The 16,883-nt window shown below is 47.4% G+C and carries 18 protein-coding genes; 16 read left to right on the top strand and 2 right to left on the bottom strand.

What is annotated here, in order from left to right:
- The first annotated feature begins 2 nt into the window (after positions 1-2).
- The 10 genes from ACFPXP_RS01710 to ACFPXP_RS01665 all read left to right on the top strand — a co-directional run bounded on the left by ACFPXP_RS01710 (position 3) and on the right by ACFPXP_RS01665 (position 7,332).
- Positions 3-986: an NAD(P)H-quinone oxidoreductase gene (locus ACFPXP_RS01710; RefSeq protein WP_379891781.1), complete on the top strand. Its 984-nt coding sequence runs from the start codon at positions 3-5 to the stop codon at positions 984-986.
- A 239-nt stretch (positions 987-1,225) separates the two neighbouring features.
- Positions 1,226-1,948 carry an SAF domain-containing protein gene (locus ACFPXP_RS01705; RefSeq protein WP_379891779.1) on the top strand — a complete coding sequence of 241 codons (723 nt, stop codon included), beginning with the start codon at positions 1,226-1,228 and terminating at the stop codon, positions 1,946-1,948.
- Positions 1,945-2,817 (top strand): AAA family ATPase, encoded by an 873-nt coding sequence (locus tag ACFPXP_RS01700; RefSeq protein WP_379891777.1) that lies wholly within the window; start codon positions 1,945-1,947, stop codon positions 2,815-2,817. Before ACFPXP_RS01705 ends, ACFPXP_RS01700 begins: the two co-directional genes overlap by 4 nt.
- A gap of 3 nt (positions 2,818-2,820) precedes the next feature.
- Entirely contained in the window at positions 2,821-4,230 is a 1,410-nt protein-coding gene (locus ACFPXP_RS01695; protein WP_379891775.1) for an ATPase, T2SS/T4P/T4SS family, read from the top strand.
- Positions 4,230-5,171 carry a hypothetical protein gene (locus tag ACFPXP_RS01690; protein ID WP_379891773.1) on the top strand — a complete coding sequence of 314 codons (942 nt, stop codon included), beginning with the start codon at positions 4,230-4,232 and terminating at the stop codon, positions 5,169-5,171. Before ACFPXP_RS01695 ends, ACFPXP_RS01690 begins: the two co-directional genes overlap by 1 nt.
- Positions 5,172-5,175: 4 nt before the next feature.
- A complete protein-coding gene (locus tag ACFPXP_RS01685) occupies positions 5,176-6,072 on the top strand; it encodes a hypothetical protein (protein ID WP_379891771.1) in 897 nt (298 codons plus the stop codon).
- A 19-nt stretch (positions 6,073-6,091) separates the two neighbouring features.
- A complete protein-coding gene (locus ACFPXP_RS01680; RefSeq protein ID WP_379891769.1) occupies positions 6,092-6,238 on the top strand; it encodes a hypothetical protein in 147 nt (48 codons plus the stop codon).
- A 3-nt stretch (positions 6,239-6,241) separates the two neighbouring features.
- The gene (locus tag ACFPXP_RS01675; protein WP_379891767.1) at positions 6,242-6,388 is read left to right on the top strand and encodes a hypothetical protein; all 147 of its coding nucleotides are present in this window, start codon (positions 6,242-6,244) and stop codon (positions 6,386-6,388) included.
- An 11-nt stretch (positions 6,389-6,399) separates the two neighbouring features.
- A complete protein-coding gene (locus ACFPXP_RS01670) occupies positions 6,400-6,825 on the top strand; it encodes a hypothetical protein (protein ID WP_379891765.1) in 426 nt (141 codons plus the stop codon).
- A gap of 18 nt (positions 6,826-6,843) precedes the next feature.
- Positions 6,844-7,332, top strand: coding sequence for a hypothetical protein (locus tag ACFPXP_RS01665; RefSeq protein WP_379891763.1), 489 nt, complete (start codon positions 6,844-6,846; stop codon positions 7,330-7,332).
- Positions 7,333-7,502: 170 nt separating this feature from the next.
- On the opposite strand, the gene ACFPXP_RS01660 is transcribed toward ACFPXP_RS01665, so the two are convergent.
- Complete coding sequence (locus ACFPXP_RS01660) at positions 7,503-8,708, bottom strand: sensor histidine kinase (RefSeq protein ID WP_379891761.1); 1,206 nt, start codon at positions 8,706-8,708, stop codon at positions 7,503-7,505.
- A 124-nt stretch (positions 8,709-8,832) separates the two neighbouring features.
- Between ACFPXP_RS01660 and ACFPXP_RS01655 the strand changes: the two genes are divergently transcribed.
- Together ACFPXP_RS01655 and ACFPXP_RS01650 are read left to right on the top strand one after the other, a co-directional pair.
- Complete coding sequence (locus ACFPXP_RS01655) at positions 8,833-10,014, top strand: M24 family metallopeptidase (RefSeq protein WP_379891759.1); 1,182 nt, start codon at positions 8,833-8,835, stop codon at positions 10,012-10,014.
- A 92-nt stretch (positions 10,015-10,106) separates the two neighbouring features.
- The gene (locus tag ACFPXP_RS01650) at positions 10,107-11,345 is read left to right on the top strand and encodes an aminopeptidase (protein ID WP_379891757.1); all 1,239 of its coding nucleotides are present in this window, start codon (positions 10,107-10,109) and stop codon (positions 11,343-11,345) included.
- Positions 11,346-11,654: 309 nt separating this feature from the next.
- On the opposite strand, the gene ytvI is transcribed toward ACFPXP_RS01650, so the two are convergent.
- A complete protein-coding gene (gene ytvI, locus ACFPXP_RS01645) occupies positions 11,655-12,761 on the bottom strand; it encodes a sporulation integral membrane protein YtvI (protein ID WP_379891755.1) in 1,107 nt (368 codons plus the stop codon).
- A gap of 225 nt (positions 12,762-12,986) precedes the next feature.
- Here ytvI and ACFPXP_RS01640 point away from each other — a divergent pair, with 225 nt between their 5' ends.
- From ACFPXP_RS01640 to gatB, 4 genes are all read left to right on the top strand, one after another.
- Positions 12,987-13,367 (top strand): ATPase, encoded by a 381-nt coding sequence (locus tag ACFPXP_RS01640; RefSeq protein WP_379891753.1) that lies wholly within the window; start codon positions 12,987-12,989, stop codon positions 13,365-13,367.
- A gap of 223 nt (positions 13,368-13,590) precedes the next feature.
- Positions 13,591-13,878 carry an Asp-tRNA(Asn)/Glu-tRNA(Gln) amidotransferase subunit GatC gene (gene gatC / locus ACFPXP_RS01635; protein WP_379891751.1) on the top strand — a complete coding sequence of 96 codons (288 nt, stop codon included), beginning with the start codon at positions 13,591-13,593 and terminating at the stop codon, positions 13,876-13,878.
- A 32-nt stretch (positions 13,879-13,910) separates the two neighbouring features.
- On the top strand, positions 13,911-15,368 hold the full coding sequence (gatA, locus tag ACFPXP_RS01630) for an Asp-tRNA(Asn)/Glu-tRNA(Gln) amidotransferase subunit GatA (RefSeq protein WP_379891749.1): 1,458 nt from the start codon (positions 13,911-13,913) through the stop codon (positions 15,366-15,368).
- A gap of 43 nt (positions 15,369-15,411) precedes the next feature.
- A complete protein-coding gene (gatB, locus tag ACFPXP_RS01625) occupies positions 15,412-16,854 on the top strand; it encodes an Asp-tRNA(Asn)/Glu-tRNA(Gln) amidotransferase subunit GatB (protein ID WP_379891747.1) in 1,443 nt (480 codons plus the stop codon).
- Positions 16,855-16,883: the final 29 nt, after the last annotated feature.

The raw sequence follows: 16,883 nt of genomic DNA, 5'->3' as shown, positions 1-16,883 counted from the left end.
ACATGAAAGCGATCGTGCTGGAGAAGTACGGCGGTCCGGAAGAGATGAAGATGAAAGAGATAAACAAACCGGTGCCGGGACCTCATGAAGTGAGAATTCGTGTGAAAGCAGCAGGATTGAACCGAGCGGATTTGCAGCAAAGAAGAGGGCTGTATCCGCCACCGCAGGGGGCTTCACCCATTATGGGGCTGGAAGTTTCGGGAGAAGTGGAAGCGATCGGTACAGAGGTAGGCAAATATCAGCCTGGAGATCGGGTTTGTGCATTGCTGGCCGGCGGGGGATACGCAGAGTACGCTGTCGTTCATGAAGCGATGTGCATTCCGCTGCCGGAGCATATGAGCTTCGAGCAGGGTGCGGCGATCCCAGAAGCCTATATTACTGCTTATTTTAACGTCATCGAGCTCGCTGGGCTAAAAAAGGGAGAGAAGCTTCTCATTCATGCCGGGGCGAGCGGCGTCGGTATTGCCGCCATCCATTTGTCAAAGGAGATAGGCGCGGATGCTTACGTTACAGCTGGGAGTACAGAGAAAATCAATATATGCCTGAGCATGGGAGCTGCGAACGGATGGAATTATCACAGCGGTTCCTTTCTGCCATGGATTCAAGAGCTGACAGGCGGCAGTGGCGTGGATGTCATTCTCGATATGGTGGGAGCGCCATATTTACAGGATAATATGAAGGCCTTACGTATGGACGGAAGAATGGCCGTGATCGGATTTATGGGCGGCGCAAAAGCAGAGCAATTTCCATTGAACCTGCTGCTGTCCAAACGTCTTCGCATGTTTGGCAGTACACTCAGAAATCAGCCCATTACTCGAAAAGCAGCATTGATCGAACAGTTTCAGAATAGGTTCGGTAGTCTCCTCCGCAGTTCGAGCTTCACCCCGCTCATCCACAGTGTGATCGATTGGGAGAACATTGTAGAAGCGCATCGAATAATGGAGAACAACGAAAATACAGGTAAAATCATTCTTCGCGTTCATTAATGGCATCAATATTTAATGCCGTAAATTACATGATCGAGGAAGGTTCGACACGGTACAAGGGATATAGACAACGCAGATGCAGTTATGCTATAATTTTTTTCGACAATAGCATGACATCACATTTGAAATTGCGAAGCACGCAGTTTATAGGTTGAAGAACCTGTAAACTGCGTTTTTTTGTATTCTACAGCAAGATTCAAATGGAGGTTCAGATTGAGTTGAAGCAAGAGGTGAAGTGAATGAGCAAAAAGCAGCATTTGGTCATCGCGCTGTTCGCTGCATTCGTGGCGATCGGTATGGCTTATTTGTTGTACTGGTTTCAAATTCGTCATGTAGCGCTGCAGGAGACGGTTCAGGTTGTCGTTCCGACACAATTTATCGATTCCAGCACGGTGCTCGATGAAAGCATGCTGGAGTATAAGCCGATTGAAGTTTCCTCCTTTGAGAAGGGGATGGTTTCATCCATGGATGAAGTGCTGGGAATGGAAAACTGGATCCCTCTGGGGAAGGGGGAGCCGCTGCTGGCATGGAAAATGAACCGGCTGCATTTATATCCGCTGCATCATCAGTCTACGTTTCAAATTCCTAAAGAATATGTGCTGTCGGTATTTAACGGAATCCGTGCAGGAGATCGGGTCATCATTTACAGCTCAAGTCCTGGCGGGGAATCGAAGAGATTATTTGAACAGCCCGTTACGGTCGCTTCCGTTAGAACATCCGCCAATGTGGAAGTAGACGATTCAGAGCACTCGCTGGCAAGTTCGATCGCGGAGGGAAATGAACAGCAGCTATATGTCTCAAGGATGACACCGAATGGCAGCATCGAATATATCAATTTAAATTTGACGGAGGAGCAGTGGCTCGCGATCGATAATCTGTGCAAAGACGAAAGCAGCAAGCTGGTCATTGCTTATCAATCATCGTTTACCGATCAAGGCATGAAGGAGGCAGACAGCGAATGAAGGATGATCGCGGCACCTTAATTACTTTCATCGGTTCGACACCCCGCATTGGCACTTCGGTGACCGCATTTTCGGCTGCCTATATGCTGGCCGAAAGGTTGAACAGCAAAGTAGGGTACATCTGCTTGAATTTGAAAAGCTCCAAGCTTCATCGCTACTTAGGGGTCGACGAGCCTGAGGTTACTCTGGATCAGCTTCGGGCTGATTTGCGATCGGGAACACTGACGCCCGCCAAATTATACGAAAGCTGCTTCCGTCCTTATAAGCAAATCTCGCTTTCAGTACTATTCGGCAATATGCTCCGAGAGCAGGCGGAGCTGTATATGCCTGAACACGTGGAACATCTGCTGGATACCGCCCGTGAATGCTTTGATATCTGCGTATTAGATGTGAGCGCATATTGGGACAATGCGGCTACTATTATTGGCATGAGAGAGTGCAGGCGGGCTATCCTGGTGACGAACGATGAATTGGCTTGCTTTCAAGAGGATGTGCAGCGTTGGTTGGAGCAGGGAGTGTCCTTGTACAGTATCTCGAGAGAGAAGCTATTGCTGTGGGTGAATCAGTCGTTTGAAGGTGAAGGAGGGTACAGTGCGAAGCAAATCGAAAAGGAACTAGGCATTCCGATGATTGGCGCACTGCGAGCGAACCGAAAATTTGCGAAATCTGTTCATGAAGGAAAGTTAGACATCGCCGTGCAGGAAAGCACTTGGTCAGGATATATGGAGGACGGACTGAAGCAGCTGTTTCATCTCATGAACTGGATCCCGGTGAACGAGCAGCGGAGAGGAACCAAGCTGTCCAAATGGATAGGTAAAAAAAGACCGGCGTTCATGAAACAACAAAAGGAGATGAAGGGAAGTGTGTAAAAGGTGAGCCAGGAGGAACACCCATCTCGTTTTTCTGTTGCTGAATATGTGCGCGGACTCCAAAATGAAAAAAGCGAAGCCAACGTCACTGCAGGCAGCGCCGATCTGGAAAAGGGCGAGGCCTTTCGTGAGCTTGCTGAGATGATCCGTGCTGAACTGGTGGATAGCAAAGGCAAGAGTGAAGAAGAAAAAACGGCGCATACCGAGCTGCTCAATCGTGCGGTGTTAGGATATCCTGCAGCAAGGCAGCACATCCTCCACATGATCGAAGAACTGCTGCTTTCCAAACGAATGTTTCTCCAAAAGAATCTGTTAGGTACAAGTGATTACAAAAGAACGGCCGAAGATCTGTTCGCTGAATTGGTAGGAATGAACGTATTGGAGGCTGTACTCAAGCGAAGGGAGGGACTTGAGGAAATCCAAGTCGTAGGAACTAAAATTTATGAAGTTCGAAACGGATATGCGCATCGCTCCGAATATACGTTTCAAAGGATTGAAGAAGTTGAACGCATTCAGCAAAATTTAGTTCTGTTCAATAACGACCGGTTCAGTCCGCGTAAAAGATGGGCGGAGGTCAGTTTTGTGGACGGCTCCAGGGTTACGTTGACCGGATACGGTTATACAAGAGAACCGACGATCACGATCCGTTTTTATCCGCTGCAGCATTTCAGTTTATCCTCCCTCGCAGATGAGCGCTACGGCACGCTGGATCAAAAGATGCTCACGCTGATGAAGGCATTGATACGTTCTTACTTCAATTTCATTATTATCGGTGCGACGAATTCAGGGAAGACCCATCTGATGAAAGCTATGATTCGTGAAATGAAGGACGATGAACGAATTGTGACGATTGAATCGAGGTCTGAACTGATGTTGAGCAGAGATTTTCCGCACAAGAACATCGTGGAATACGAGGTAGAGGAAGATGATCCGGAGCATGACAGCAAAAGAGCGTTCAAGCTTGCACTCAGACAATCGCCGAAACGGATTATACATGCTGAAATTAGGGATGAGGACGCCAATACCTACGTTCGCGCGTGTACTAGAGGACATGATGGAAGTATGACGACGGTTCATGCCAATACGTTGGAGGATGTGCCTGATGTGATTACGGACATGTGCATGCTGGATCGCAGGGGGATGGATCCGAATCGGCTGCGAAAAAGAGTCGCAGCCTATGTGGCGCAAATTGGTGTTGAAATGGGAATCGTAGGTCATCAGCGGAAGGTGCTTCGAATGGTGGAATATGAATGTGTTTCTGAACATATTCACGTTCGGGAGCTTGCTTATTTTTCGTATGAGGAAGGAATTTGGAAGCAGAACGAGTCGTTATCTGCCGCAGCGATTCAGCGCATTGCCAAGCATCATCCGGATTCGATTGAACGGCTGCGAGCGTTGGGGTGGTGTGAGTGATGGTCATATTGCTTCAAGCGGCACTGTTATTGCTATTTCTGCTGCTTGCCTTTACGGCGGTTTACAGTCTCATGCTGGTAATATACCGGGAGAATAAGCAGAAGAGCCGGCTCCGAGGCAGAAGGAAATCACAGCAGACTCTTGATACTGCAGTTGGGCGAAATTCGAAGGTGCAGCAAAAAGCAGTTCAGCATATATCCGATCTACTCAGAAGCGTGCACAGTTCCTTCTCCGTCAAATGGTTTTATACGCTTACGGCAGTGCTTGCATGCTTAGGATTAAGCTTGGGCATTCTCATGTTCCAACAGTTGAAAGGAACGCTGCTGCTGACATTCATGCTGACCTCTTTGCCGTATTTGACATTGAGGGTTCGGTTGATTTCTTTTCAGATGCGCCGCAAAGAAGAATTTTTACCCGCCTTGGAAGTGTTTTATCAATGTTATGTGACGACCATGCCGGGCAATGTTAGGAATACGCTTCATCAAGCAGTTTCGGGCGGTCATATGACATTCTCCATGAAGCGTATGTTTGAGCAGCTGTACAGAGATCTTATGACCCAAAATCATGTGGATGAGGCCTTTCGGATCTTCGTAATTTCGCTGGGGCATACCTGGTCGAAGCATTTCGCACAGATGCTCAAAATGTCGTTGGAGGAGGGGGTGGACATTAGGGATAACCTGAAACAGCTCATTACCGATATGCGAAAAGCGGAGAAAGCAGCATTGATTGACCGTAACCGGCTGCTTGAAATTCGAATAGCAAGCTTTTCTCCGATGCTGTTTTTGATCTTGTTCGTTGGCATCAATTTTTATTTGGATGATCAGCAATCGTACCGTTTTTACTTTTTGGATCCTGGCGGCAGGGGGATGCTGCTCGATGCCGTGTGGCTTATTTTTGCCTCATTTGTGATGGGGATTTATTTATCTGTGAAAAGGATGTAGCAGTATGACTTACGTACCTCTTGAAGTATTGAACGGTTTGATCCTTGGCGTGTATGTCATCATGGTTTTCATTTGTACTTATTTTTTGATCATGTGGGTGGCAAGACGACGTTCACCGTATCGTTGGTATAACGGATGGGGGAAGGAATGGGTGTTTACGCCATGGATCAGGCATATCTTATTCATTCCTGCGCCGGACAGTCCGTGGATGGAACAGTACAGGCTTCTGCTCACAGGAGCGGGTATTCCGATTCAAGTGATGTCTTACAGTCTCATGCGAAGGATGCTGCAGCTGATGGGTATCGCACTGATCCTACTCGGACTTGCACCTGGAGGAGTCGTTTGGTTCGGGACTTGGACGAAATGGCTCGGCGTTGTGTTCGCGGTAGTACTGCTGGGTTTATTAATGTGTGATCGCCTTCTGTTGGAATACCTGCACAAAAGGAGAGGCCGAAGAATCGCCTATGATTTGTATCAGGTCAGCCAGCACCTATTGTACTATGAAGGGTCCAGGTTGAATTTACATACGAAGTTGGTCAGGTGCCTCCCATTTACACGGGTGATTAAGAATGAGTGGTATGAGCTCATTAATGAATGGTATTACTCTGCGAGCGACGCACTGGAACAGTTTAAGCATCGACTGGGTACGAACGAAGCCCACAGCTTCGCGGAAACTCTCAAAGCGATGCACTTGCAGGATATCCCTTCCTTCTACTCGCTGCTAAGAGAGAGAATTGATGACTATAAAGAAAAAACGGAATTGGACCGCGAGGAGCAGAAGGAAGCGAGATCTTATATTTTATTTGTACTTGCAGGTATTCCGATTTTGAATACGTTTCGAGTGTTTATTTACCCTTGGGTTCAAGAAGGGCAGCGATTATTTGATTCACTAAATCCATAATGCAAAGGAGTTTAAATTCATGAGAAACATATTAATGACGGTGATGATGATTTTAGTCGTAGTTTTGTTGTTTGTGAATATCGTGTCCGGAACTGGAGGCGTGAAGGAGCAAATTCAAACACAGGGTACGAATGCAAAAACAAAAATCAGCTCATTAACGCCATAGACGATGAGACAACTGCTTATATCCATACTTTTGATCATTACGATTGTCGTCATTTGCGGTTCGGTGCTGGTCGGACCGGAAAGTGTGCAAGAGATCATCACGGATGAATCGAAAAGCATGTCGCAGACGATCATGGAAATTGATCCGTAGGAGGATCGCAGGTGAAGCAAATTTTAATTTTTGTATTATTCTCTGCACTGCTCTGCTGGCTGCTGTTCTCTCCCATTTATAAGCATGTGCTTATTATGAGACAGGCGATGATTCAGAAGGAAGTAGACTACTTGCTCGAGATAGGGACGAATGCAAGTCACGGCTACATTAGTGCTTCGATGCTGAATGAATCGAAGGAGCGTCTTGAACGTCACGGATTTGAGCCAAGTGAATTGAACTATGTCGTTTCTTCAGTCAGCGGACAGCCCGCGGATAATGCAGCTGCCCCTATACTTAGGGGGGATGGAATTCAGCTGACCATATCGTATCCATACGATGGATTGTTTATGATTGACAAGCTGATCGGCATATCATCTTCGGATGACGGCGGCTCCATGAGTGCAACGGGGTTGCAGATGAGCGAATATGTGCCGTAAAGCGGGAAAGAGCCTATTATGTATAAAATGATATTTTATATGATGCTGTGCGTGGTCTGGACGATGCTGATGGCGCTGCAGACGGATGAGGAAGCCGCCGTGCAAGTACTGTTTGAAGGGAAGCGGGGAGTGAATCGGGCTGCTCATGCAGCGGCTCAACAGTTGGATGAGGCGAAGCTGGCCCAAGGGATTGTGTCCATTGATGAAGAAGAGGCGCTGCGTGTCGCCAAGCAGTATTTACAGAAAAATCTTCGGCTCGATGAACAGCTGCATCCGCTGACAGGCACGATGCTGGAGGATGAAGTTGAGCTTCTTTTGTTTGAAGTCATTAACGAAACGTATTCTTTTCCATATACGTACAGAGCACCTGAATACAATTACTCGGTCACACTGCAGAAGCCCGGCGTCGTGATGGTGATCGGGGTTCAATATCCTCGTGCTTTTCGGTTGCTGGAGCCGATTGAGTGGGAGATCAAAGGGGCCTCCGAGCTCGTTTTCCCATACTGACAGTTGAACAAAGCCTCAGCCTTCATGACATGCATGAAGGTTGAGGCTTTGACTCTGCTAATGTTTACGAAGCCGTTTGCTTTGCTAACTTGAAAAGTCGCTCTCCTTAGAAGGACTCCGATAGGAGTTTTTTTATTTGCAGGAATCAACGCATGACCTTCTTTCACTGATTAAGCCTGCTCCCGTATGGAATGCCCCATAGGCAAAATGCAGCGAATGACGACGCCTTCTGTTTTTCCAGATTCCACTTTTAGCATGCCTCCTTTTTCCTTTAGCCGCTGCTCCATCGTTCGCAGACCGAAGCCGAACTGCAGGTGGGGGATAGGCTTACCGTTATTCTGAATACGCAGTTCTATGTTTCGATCCGCGGCATGCACGCTCACTTGAACCCTCGTGGCATGCCCATGCCGAGTCGCGTTGGTTAACGATTCCTGCAGACACCGCATGAACGCATGCTGGATATCGTTTGGCAGCAGTTTGATTTGAGGATCCGGCACATAGCCAACCTCAACGCCCGTATGCTCTGAGAACGCTCTGCAGATGCCGGACATTTTATCGATTCCGTTCTCCTCTTTCCGGGCTGCCATTCGGTGTACCGTGTTTCTCATCTCTTCGAGACCGCCGCGGGTCATCTCCGCGAGCTTTGATAGATTTTGCCTTGCTTGTTCCGGAGAATGCTCCATCGTGTACAAAATCGCATCCATGCCCATGATGGCCGTTGTGAAGGTGTGGCCGACTGTGTCATGGAGCTCTTGAGCCATGCGATTGCGCTCCTCCCATAAGGTCATCTGCTCCACCTTCTTGGAATATTCCTCGAGCAGTTTGTTCTTTTCTTCTATTAATTGAAGCTGGGAACGGTTTTCCTCCGATAGAATGACAATTCGCTGGATACAGTAACCGGTACAAAACATGATGCTGCTGATCATGGCCGTGATGATCGTCTCGAAGACTTGCAGGTTTCCGATGATGCCGCGAAGGGAGGGGAAAGCGATCATAAACACTGGGGCAGTCCATTTCAACGCGCCCTGAGTAGATAAGAAGCCTACAATCAAGGTAGGGATCATAAACATCAGCGGGTTCAGGTCGGTATGCACATGGATAAAGAGGGTAAGACCTCCGCTGAACAGAAGCTCACTCAAAGCAAATAGGTGGCTTTGAATATATTTTTTTCTCCAAAAAAGAAGAGGAATCGCATACGCTAATGTTAGCCACAGAATAAATAAATACAAAGGAAGGACTTTACCTAAGCTAGGGTGAACTGAATAATATAAGCCGCCGATCGGATACCAGATCGAACGCATCATAAAGAGGACTCGGTTCATCCAGTGCCAGTTCATTTTTTTCTTGCTTTGATACATCAAGCTTTGTAAATTCATTTTGTCTCACCTTTTCTAGCTGCGGCAAAATCATCCGAATGTGTATCACATCATTTCAACTATTAATATATTCCATTTCGTTTCGTTCAGGCAATGCTATCTTTTCGTTTAGGGGGACGGCCTAATGACGGAATTGAGCAGAAGAAGAGCGGCTCTACAGCATATGTTGAGGCAGCAAAAATGGGGCGGCTTTTTAATTGTACAACATGTGGATTGCTATTATTTATGCGGATCCATGCAAGCAGGGTTTTTATTTATCCCTGCACAGGGCGAGGCCGTGTTTTATGTACGGCGAAGTGTGGCAAGGGCCATTCAAGAATCGGACTGTGCCGTCCTGCCGCTGTCATCGATGAGAGATTTAGGCAGGCAGCTGTATAGAGATTTTCCAAAGCTGTTCAATTCCGAGGCGGAACCGATCATCGCTACGACTTTTGATGTTTTGCCTGTACAGCTTTATGAGAAATTGAGAACCACAGTAGGAGCAAGCTGGACCGATGGAAGCAAGCTGATGAAGGAGCTTCGGATGATTAAAACAGAAATAGAGGTGGAGAGGATCCGTAAGGCTGCTCATGCAGTGGATCGTACATTAAAGCAAGTGCTGCCTCAGCTTCAAGAGGGCTGGTCGGAGGTGAGGCTGTTAGCTGCATTGGAATTCGAATTAAGACAATACGGCCACTTGGGATTAATGCGAATGAGAGGATTTAATCAAGAATTAGTGACCGGTATGCTGGGTTCGGGGGCGGAAATGACAGAGCCAGGGAGCTTCGACGGGCCGACTGGAGGGAAGGGGCTTCATGCTTCGTTTCCGCAAAGCGCTTCATTCTCCCCGATTCGAAGAAACGAGCCGATCCTGCTGGATATTGGATGTACTATCGAGGGATATGTCATCGATCAGACGCGGACGGCCGTATTGGGAAAGTTGAAGGATCATCTGGCACGTGCTTACGAGACAGCAAGATCGATTCTTTATGATATCGAAGGCATGCTAAAACCGGGTATGTGCAGTGAGGAGCTGTATGTAGAAGCACTGAAATCAGCGGAGAAAGCAGGTCTCAAACAATATTTTATGGGGTATGGCGCAGATCAGGTGAAGTTTCTCGGGCACGGGATCGGTCTGGAGGTCGATGAATGGCCGGTGCTCGCCAAGGGCTTTAAAATGGATTTAAGACCGGGGATGGTCATTGCCATAGAACCCAAATTCACATTTCCCGGAGAAGGGGTTGTCGGTATCGAGAACAGCTACTTGATTACGGATGACGGCTTTGAAAAGCTGACCGTCACGCCTGAAGAAATATGGGAGCTGTAGTTTCTGCGTGCAGTACTGTTTTTGGGATCATCGTCACGTTCTGATATAATATTTTCGTAACAGAAACATGATGCGGATGCGGAGGAATCAATATGAAGCGTATTAGTGAATTACAGCTGGACCGTTACGCGGAATTAGCGGTTAGAGTAGGTGCCAACGTACAGAAGGGACAGAAGCTGGTTTTGCAGGCACCTGTAACCGCTGCGTCTTTTGCCGCACGAATTACGAAAAAGGCGTATGAAGCCGGCGCAATGGTCGTCATGAACGATTGGATCGACAGCGATGAGATTATCCGAAGCAAATTTTTGCTTGCTCCTGACGAAGCCTTCGAGTGGTACCCGATGTGGCGTGCCAAAGGGATGGAAGAACTGGCTGAAGAGGGTGCGGCCGTGCTGCAGATCTATATTCCGAATCCGGATCTCTATGAAGGTGTAGATCCAGCCAGAGTGGCTGCCGCCAATAAAGTGAAGCAGCAGGCTTTGAGAAATTACCGCACGAAAATGATGAATGACGATATTAGCTGGAGTCTCATTTCGATCCCTTCGCCTGAATGGGCGAAGCGGCTGTTCCCTGACCTGTCAGAGGATGAAGCGATGGAGGAAATGTGGGCATTGGTGCTTAAGATGGCCAGAGCCGACGGCGAAAATCCGATCGAAGACTGGAAAGCACATCTTAAAGTGTTGGCGGAACGCCGTGAGCTGCTAAACAACAAACGTTATAAGAAGCTTCATTACCGGTCACAGATCACAGATTTAACGATCGAGCTTCCGGAGGATCATCTGTGGCTTTCCGCACAATCCGAGAATGGTCAAGGGACTTCATTTGTGCCGAACATTCCGACGGAGGAAGTGTTTACACTGCCGTTAAAGACGGGTGTCAACGGGGTTGTAGGCAGTACGAAGCCGTTAAACTACAGAGGCAGCTTGATCGATGACTTTAGATTGACCTTCAAGGATGGTAAGATCGTCGAGTTTTCCGCTGCCAAAGGGGAAGAAGCCTTAAAAAATATGCTCGCTACCGATGAAGGCGCAAGCTATCTAGGCGAAGTTGCTTTAGTGCCTTACGATTCGCCAATTTCAAACACGAACAAAATTTTCTACAATACGCTGTACGATGAAAATGCATCCTGCCATTTGGCGATTGGAGCTGCTTACCCTACGACGCTTAAGGGGGGCCGCAAGATGAGCCGGGAGGAGCTAGACAAACATGGTGTCAACGATTCGCTCATTCATGAGGATTTTATGATGGGCTCCGCCGATCTTTCGATCGACGGCGAATTAGCGGATGGCACGAAGGAAGCGGTATTCCGCAACGGAAACTGGGCGTTCTAAGACGTACCTGAAGCAAATGACTGAAAGTCATTGATTCAGCGCAAAAGAGCGAGATTCATGGCCAGCTGTCATGAAATCTCGCTCTTTTTTTGAAAAAGATTATGAGCGGATGACCCTATTGCTCTAACGTAGATCAGAAGGTGTGGGAAATGCTGAAGGAGCGACTTTTTGTAGACGTGTTATAACCACAAGTTTTAATGAAAAGAGCACGGCTGCAAAGGAGTCCCGGAGGTATTTCCCACACCTATCCTACGCTCGGAACTCATGCTCGGGATTCAGAGGGAGCCGTTAAGAATCGGGTCAGCAGCTTCATGATTTCGTGGAATCCGATACATCATATTCGTCTTCAGGCAGCCGAATCCATTTATGTAAATAGCCTTGATCATACAATGCCTTAATCAAAATGATTAAGATGGGGGATAAGATTAATCCCGCCACACCGAACAAGGACAGCGAGACGACCATAAATGCCAGCGTAGTGAAGGCTGAAACACCTAGGGTGTCTCCGGTGATTTTGGGCTCGAAAATTTGGCGGAACAAGATGACGAGCAGCAGGAGAACGGAAAGCCATATCGCCAGACTGATATGGCCAACGATAAATAAATAGATGATCCATGGTATAAATACAGCTGAAACGCCCAGTAGCGGGAGCAAATCAAACACAGCGGCCAGCACCGCGATGGAAAAGGCATTGTCGACACGAAGAATAAGCAGCGAAATATAGATGATAACGAAAGTGATCGAGATCAGCTTGAGCTGCGCTTTTAGGTAACCTCCGATTCCTTTTAACACATTCTCCTTTAAAAACAGAAATGCCGTTTTGAACGTCCTCGGCGTTTTTTCGTTTGCGATTCTTTTCCAATAATCAATTTCCACGCTTAAAAAGTAGGCCAGGATGATCGCGATAACAAAGTTGATAATAAACGTTGAGAAGGAGCTTAGCATCCCGACCAAATACGTTAGCAGCCATTGGGCGATCTCGGAGCCTTTTTCTGTGACGACACCAGTGTATTCTTTCGCTTTGTCAGTAAATTCCGGCGGCAGTGCATTGATTTGACGCTGCAAATCCTCCAGCTGAACACCGAATTGCTCCTGCAGAATGCGCCCGTACTCCGGAATACGTTCTGCAAGATTGGTGATTTGACCTACGAAGATCACACTCGCACCGATAATGCTTCCAAGTATAATCATGATGAACAGCAGCATAGAAATGCCTGTCGCGATAGATTTTTTTATTTTTTTGCGGTGGAGGAAGCGGGCCAGCGGTTCAATGATGAAAAATATGATGAGTGCAAGAAAAATGGGAGCAGCAATGGCATACAAATAACTAAACAGCCACATCGTCAGAAACACCGTTAAAATGATAAGGCCGATGTCAAAAGCAGTTCGCCAATATTTTTGATAGAAGCTTAGCATGATTTCACCTCTGTAAAGGATTGAATATGATGATATTGTCGAGAAACTTCTCTAGTGGGATCGGTTTCTTGAAATAGGGTGTCTGAAAGCATTATACCGAATATGGAATAGCTTAGAAAAGCTTGTAATGGGATCCACTGTATAGGCCGTGTGCGGATAGACATATAGGGCAATTTCTAGTAACATAGAGTGTAACGATATTCTGTCTAGAGGGGAGGAATATCAATGTTTAAGCTCAGACAGAAAGTATATATTATGAAAGATAGCTTTGAGCAGGGCATGCCGGTAGGGGAATACGGCTATATTATTGCCATAGAGAAGAATGCGGATAATGCCTTTGATTATATTATTCGAGTTCCGAAAATCAATAAGCATTTCGGTGTTCCGGCCAGTGACATCGAGAGCGAGGAAATGCTGCTTGAGCAGGCGGCCGAGCAGGTTCAGCGAGAAGCGCTAATTGATTTTGCCCTGGCAACGAAGAACGAGGAACTGTTCAAGCGGATCATGAATGGTGATTTGGATTCAGAGCCAAAAGTAGAAGAGCATCAAAAACCGCTCAGCCGGGAAGAATTTATTAAGCAAGTGAACCTGCGGGCATGGATTTAATGCAAGCGTGAACAAGTTTGAAGTGCGTTTCCGATGAAGGAACGTGCTTTTTTATTGTCATGAAACGATATTTTTCTTATATACAGGGGGATTTCGCGTTTCGTTAAAGAATTGAGATCAATAATAGAGTAAGATATAATAATGAACATGTTCCAAGCCTATGAACAAAGTGTCTTATCAGGCACATCATCTATACATTTCATAATTCAGGAGAGGTGTACAAATGGCGATTACGATTCAGGATGTAGAGCATGTGGCCAAGCTGGCTCGCTTAGATTTAACCGATCAGGAAAAGCAAACCTTCACGGAACAGCTGAATGCGATATTGAAATATGCGGACAAGCTGAATGAGCTGGATACGGAACATATCGAGCCTACGAGCCATGCGATGAAAATCATGAATGTGGTTCGGGAGGATGAATCCAGACCTTCCTGGCCGATGGACAAAGTGATGCTGAACGCACCAGACGAGGAAGACGGACAATTTAAAGTGCCTGCAGTACTCGAGTAACCATAGAGGTTTTGAAAAAGGAGGAAATTCCGTTGTCATTGTTACAAAGTCGATTACAGGACATACATACGAGTTTAAAGGATAAAACCGTCTCCGTTCAGGAGCTGGTAAACGAATCATTGAAACGAATTGAAGCGACAGATGGGAAAGTACAGGCGTTTTTGAATGTAGATGCAGAAGGGGCACAGAAGTCTGCGGCTAGACTGGATCAACAATTGGCGGAAGGCGGCGAAAGAGGCTTGTTGTTCGGTCTGCCAGCCGGCATTAAGGATAACATTGTGACAGAAGGGCTGAAGACAACCTGCGCCAGTCGTTTTCTGGAAAATTACGATCCGATTTATGATGCGACCGTGGTACAGAAGCTGAGGAGCGCGGAGTCCGTGACCATCGGAAAATTGAACATGGACGAATTTGCAATGGGCGGCTCCAATGAAAATTCGGCCTTTCAGGTAACACGCAATCCATGGAACTTGAATCATGTTCCAGGCGGTTCCAGCGGAGGCTCCGCAGCGGCGGTAGCGGCTGGACAGGTTTATTTTGCCCTCGGAAGCGATACGGGTGGTTCGATTCGCCAGCCGGCAGCATTTTGCGGCGTTGTCGGATTGAAGCCGACGTATGGATTGGTATCACGCTTCGGTCTTGTTGCTTTTGCATCATCACTCGATCAGATCGGTCCTGTGACCAAAAACGTAGAAGACGCTGCATACGTGCTGCAATCGATCGCCGGATATGACAAGATGGATTCTACGTCGGCGAACGTGGATATTCCGGATTACGTGAGCAGCTTAACCGGTGATGTTAAAGGGATGAAAATCGGCGTACCGAAGGAATATTTAGGAGAAGGTATCGACCCTCAAGTGAAGCAGTCCATTATGGATGCATTGAAAGTATATGAAGGCTTAGGGGCAGTATGGGAAGAAGTATCTCTTCCGCATACCGAATATGCGGTGGCTGCCTACTATATACTGGCTTCCTCCGAGGCGTCCTCCAATCTCGCCCGTTATGACGGAGTGCGGTACGGTGTTCGTACGGAGAATGCGAATAACTTGCTGGAGCTGTACACGAAATCGAGAAGCGAGGGCTTCGGACCGGAAGTGAAACGCAGAATTATGCTGGGGACTTATGCACTTAGCTCAGGCTATTATGATGCGTATTATTTAAAAGCACAGAAGGTCAGAACGCTCATCAAGCAGGACTTTGATCAAATTTTCGAGCAATATGACGTTATTTTAGGACCTACGACGCCAACCCCTGCGTTTGCGATTGGTTCGATCATTAACGATCCGTTAACGATGTACTTGAACGATATTTGCACGATCCCTATTAACCTTGCGGGACTGCCAGCCATCAGCATTCCATGCGGATTTACGAACGGACTGCCGATCGGGCTCCAATTGATAGGTAAAGCATTTGACGAGTCAACTGTGCTGCGGGCGGCACACGCCTTTGAACAGCATACAGAGTTTCATAAAGAAAAGCCATCCTTGTGATGCGTTTGCGTTATGGATTCCATACGATTTAGGGGGATAAACGATGTCAGTACGAAATCAATATGAGACCGTCATTGGACTGGAGGTTCACGTCGAGCTTCACACAGAGTCCAAAATATTTTGCGGATGTTCTACTTCCTTCGGAGCGCCTCCTAACAGCCATACCTGTCCAATCTGCTTAGGGCATCCCGGCGTGCTTCCGGTACTCAATAAGCGAGCAGTAGAATTTGCGATGAAAGCGGCTATGGCCTTGAATTGTGAAATCGCGACAGAGACGAAATTTGACCGTAAAAATTATTTTTATCCGGATTCACCGAAAGCGTACCAGATTTCACAGTTTGACAAACCGATCGGCTCGAATGGCTGGATCGATATTGAAGTGAATGGGGAGACGAAACGGATCGGGATCACTCGGCTGCACCTGGAGGAAGACGCAGGCAAGCTGACCCATGTGGATGGTGGATTTGCATCGCTGGTTGATTTCAACCGCGTGGGGACGCCATTAGTGGAGATTGTATCCGAGCCGGACCTCAGAAGTCCGGAGGAAGCCAAAGCGTATTTGGAAAAGCTCAAAGCGATTATGCAGTACTGTGAAGTATCGGATGTGAAGATGGAGGAAGGCTCGCTTCGCTGTGATGCGAATATTAGCTTAAGACCATATGGACAAAAGGAATTCGGCACACGCGCCGAGCTCAAAAATATGAACTCCTTCCGCGGCGTTCAAAGAGGCTTGGAATACGAAGAAATTCGGCAGGCGGATTTGCTCAGCAGCGGGCAAGAGGTCGTTCAGGAAACACGCCGCTGGGATGACGGACAAGGCAAGACATTCTCCATGCGGGGGAAAGAGGAATCGCATGATTACCGTTATTTCCCGGATCCAGACCTTGTCTCTTTGATGATCGACGATGCTTGGAAGGAGAGCGTGCGCTCTACCATTCCTGAGCTTCCAGATGCACGCAAGGCAAGATACACATCTGAATTTGGTCTGCCGGATTATGATGCTCAGGTCATTACAGCTTCTAAGAAGCTGGCTGACTTGTTCGAGGAGAGTCTTCAATATGCGAAGGATGCTAAAGCGGTATCCAATTGGATTATGGGGGATCTGCTCGGTTATCTGAACTCCAACAATCTGGAGCCGGGCGATGCGAAACTGAGCGGCAAAGGCTTGGGCGAGATGATCGGTTTGATCGAAAAAGGCACGATCAGCTCGAAAATCGCCAAGACCGTCTTTAAGGAAATGGTCGAGACCGGCAAGGAACCTTCCGTGATTGTCGAGGAAAAAGGTCTGGTGCAAATTTCCGACGAGGGCGCGATCCAAAGCATTGTCGATCAAGTGATCGCAAGCAATCCTCAATCGGTTGAGGATTTCCGAAACGGTAAGGAAAAGGCGATCGGTTTCCTGGTCGGCCAAGTCATGAAGGAAACAAAAGGAAAGGCAAACCCAGGTCTAGTGAACAAGCTCATCAAGGACACCCTGAGCAAGTAAACGGAGCTAAAACGGAGGAGAATTCAATC

Origin of the sequence: Marinicrinis lubricantis, from assembly GCF_042658665.1 — a bacterium.
GTDB lineage: Bacteria > Bacillota > Bacilli > Paenibacillales > KCTC-33676 > Marinicrinis > Marinicrinis lubricantis.
Note: the sequence above shows the minus strand (reverse complement) of the source record. Positions and strands in the feature narration are given on the sequence as shown.

Excerpts from the sequence above, each read along its gene's own strand:
- ACFPXP_RS01665 (WP_379891763.1), top strand. The coding sequence starts at position 6,844 with ATGTATAAAATGATATTTTATATGATGCTGTGCGTGGTCTGGACGATG.
- gatC (WP_379891751.1), top strand. The coding sequence starts at position 13,591 with ATGGCGATTACGATTCAGGATGTAGAGCATGTGGCCAAGCTGGCTCGC.
- ACFPXP_RS01705 (WP_379891779.1), top strand. The coding sequence starts at position 1,226 with ATGAGCAAAAAGCAGCATTTGGTCATCGCGCTGTTCGCTGCATTCGTG.
- ACFPXP_RS01700 (WP_379891777.1), top strand. The coding sequence starts at position 1,945 with ATGAAGGATGATCGCGGCACCTTAATTACTTTCATCGGTTCGACACCC.
- ACFPXP_RS01640 (WP_379891753.1), top strand. The coding sequence starts at position 12,987 with ATGTTTAAGCTCAGACAGAAAGTATATATTATGAAAGATAGCTTTGAG.
- gatB (WP_379891747.1), top strand. The coding sequence starts at position 15,412 with ATGTCAGTACGAAATCAATATGAGACCGTCATTGGACTGGAGGTTCAC.
- ACFPXP_RS01675 (WP_379891767.1), top strand. The coding sequence starts at position 6,242 with ATGAGACAACTGCTTATATCCATACTTTTGATCATTACGATTGTCGTC.
- ACFPXP_RS01690 (WP_379891773.1), top strand. The coding sequence starts at position 4,230 with ATGGTCATATTGCTTCAAGCGGCACTGTTATTGCTATTTCTGCTGCTT.
- ACFPXP_RS01680 (WP_379891769.1), top strand. The coding sequence starts at position 6,092 with ATGAGAAACATATTAATGACGGTGATGATGATTTTAGTCGTAGTTTTG.
- ACFPXP_RS01660 (WP_379891761.1), bottom strand. The coding sequence starts at position 8,708 with ATGAATTTACAAAGCTTGATGTATCAAAGCAAGAAAAAAATGAACTGG.
- ACFPXP_RS01650 (WP_379891757.1), top strand. The coding sequence starts at position 10,107 with ATGAAGCGTATTAGTGAATTACAGCTGGACCGTTACGCGGAATTAGCG.
- ACFPXP_RS01710 (WP_379891781.1), top strand. The coding sequence starts at position 3 with ATGAAAGCGATCGTGCTGGAGAAGTACGGCGGTCCGGAAGAGATGAAG.
- ACFPXP_RS01655 (WP_379891759.1), top strand. The coding sequence starts at position 8,833 with ATGACGGAATTGAGCAGAAGAAGAGCGGCTCTACAGCATATGTTGAGG.
- ytvI (WP_379891755.1), bottom strand. The coding sequence starts at position 12,761 with ATGCTAAGCTTCTATCAAAAATATTGGCGAACTGCTTTTGACATCGGC.
- ACFPXP_RS01685 (WP_379891771.1), top strand. The coding sequence starts at position 5,176 with ATGACTTACGTACCTCTTGAAGTATTGAACGGTTTGATCCTTGGCGTG.